This window comes from Candidatus Cloacimonadota bacterium, assembly GCA_011372345.1.
Lineage (GTDB): Bacteria > Cloacimonadota > Cloacimonadia > Cloacimonadales > TCS61 > DRTC01.
Genome location: DRTC01000192.1, coordinates 1 through 1695 on the forward strand (window position 1 = coordinate 1; position 1695 = coordinate 1695).

Below are 1695 nucleotides of genomic sequence, written 5' to 3' on the forward strand. Positions count from 1 at the left end.
ACTTTCCATTTCTCCGCAATTTTCACAAACCCAGATATTGAGCGGAGTTCCCCAGAATCTATCACGGGAAATTGCCCAATCAACATTATTTTCTAACCATTCACCGAATCTCTTCTCTCCCACAAAAGGAGGATACCAGGCAATTTTCCGGTTATTATCCAGTAACTGTTTCTTATATTCGGTGGTTTTGATATACCAACTGCTACGAGCATAATAAATGAGTGGACTCTTACAGCGCCAGCAGAACGGATAGCTGTGAGTGATCTGTTTTCTTTTATATAACAAACCTCGTTCTTTCAGGTTGCGAATGATTCCTTTATCAGCATCTTTGACGAATTCTCCAGCCCAATCCGTTACTTCAGATGTGAATTTTCCGGCTCCGTCAACAGGTTGGATAAATGGTAAATTATATTGCTTTCCCAAATTATAATCGTCCTGACCGAATGCTGGAGCAGTATGAACGATCCCGGTTCCGTCATCCATGGTAACATAATCGGCAATTGCGATATAAAATGCTTTCTTTTCAGGAACTACGAATGGGAAGAGCTGCTCGTATTCTTTGAATTCTAAATCTTTACCCGGATATTCTTCCACAATTTCATATTTCTCTATGATCACTTCCAACCTGGCTTTGGCGAGAATGAGATATTCTTCTCCCAACTTGATCTTCACATATTTTTCATCAGGATGAACAACAAGAGCAACATTCGAGATCAAAGTCCAGGGTGTTGTTGTCCAGGCGAGATAATAGGTATCTTTTTCATCCTTTGCCTTAAAACCAACAAAAACCGAGGGATCTTCTGTTTCTTCATATCCTTGAGCAACTTCATGGCTGGAAAGAGGAGTACCGCAACTCGGACAATAAGGAACGATCTTATGACCTTTGTAGATCAATCCTTTTTTGTAAAAATCATTAAGGATCCACCAGACGGTTTCGATATAATCATTTTCAAGTGTTATGTATGGGTGTTCCAAATCTACCCAATAACCCATTGCTTTCGTCATTTCCCGCCATTCTTTTTCATAAGAAAAGACAGAATGTTTACACTTATCATTGAATTTTTCCAGACCGTATTCTTCGATCTCTTTTTTATCTGAAAGACCGAGTTGTTTTTCGACTTCGATCTCGACCGGTAAGCCATGTGTATCCCAACCTGCTTTTCTCTTTACCTGGAAACCTTTCATCGTCTTATAGCGGCAAACAGTGTCTTTCAAAGTACGCGCGATAACATGATGGATTCCCGGCATTCCGTTGGCAGTCGGAGGTCCTTCAAAGAAAACGAATCTTTTTGCTCCTTCCCGGAATGATTCGCTTTTTTTATCGACTTGATGCTCTTCCCAATATTTTCTGATCCTATTTTCCATATCGCATATTTTTTCTTTTGGATCAATTGTTCTATACATAAAAAACTCCTATTTTTTATAGAATTTGATCAGAATATAAAAATATTCCAATTCAAATTTTTCTTAATTTATCTTTGATTTTGCTATGAAAAGCGTTATTAAGATATTGGTTTTTAAAAACTTATGTTAAGAAGAATAGAAAAGCGACAGCAACAGTTAGTATGTTCAACACCAAACTTGTTACTCATCGCAATCTCCTTTTTTTAATAATCTTTATAAAACTGCTCAACAACTTTTATAGCAGGAATTTGTGTCAAATATTATTTATTGTTTTTGAGATAATTTATTCAT

At 37.0% G+C, this 1695-nt stretch carries 1 protein-coding gene; it reads right to left on the bottom strand.

All coding sequences use genetic code 11. The annotated features are described in order from the left end of the window. Positions 1-1404: isoleucine--tRNA ligase (locus tag ENL20_03745; protein HHE37669.1), on the bottom strand; the 1404-nt coding region annotated here is incomplete at its 3' end. Positions 1405-1695: the final 291 nt, after the last annotated feature.